This window comes from Adlercreutzia sp. DFI.6.23 (assembly GCF_024462535.1).
Taxonomy (GTDB): domain Bacteria; phylum Actinomycetota; class Coriobacteriia; order Coriobacteriales; family Eggerthellaceae; genus Adlercreutzia; species Adlercreutzia rubneri.
This window is the reverse complement of sequence record NZ_JANGBP010000346.1, coordinates 1-318: the sequence shown is the minus strand read 5'-3', so window position 1 is coordinate 318 and position 318 is coordinate 1. Positions and strand designations below refer to the sequence as shown.

Below are 318 nucleotides of genomic sequence, written 5' to 3'. Positions count from 1 at the left end.
GCTTTGGCGCCAGATGGCAAGAGACGATTCGGCCATAGAATTCGATGACCTTGGACGCTGGTGGGGCAATGATCCGCAACGTATGCAGGAAGCCGAAATTGACATCGTCGGCATAGAGGGCACACACGTGGTGCTCGCCGGAGAATGCAAGTGGCGAAACGAGGACTTTCCCGCCTCGGCCCTGGAGAAGCTTCGCCATCGCACGAACCTTATTGGCAATGCGGACGAGGCGCAGCTTTACGCGTTTTCGTAAACCGGATTCTCGCAAGCATGCCGAGCAGAGGCGAATAGATCGAGGAATGTGCGGCTCGTCTCCTT

Annotated in this window: 1 protein-coding gene; it reads left to right on the top strand. The window is 56.9% G+C overall.

What is annotated here, in order from left to right:
* Window positions 1-253, top strand: a 253-nt coding sequence (locus NE591_RS13660; protein WP_256156912.1) for a DUF234 domain-containing protein, incomplete at its 5' end; no start/stop codon positions are given.
* Window positions 254-318 lie beyond the last annotated feature (65 nt).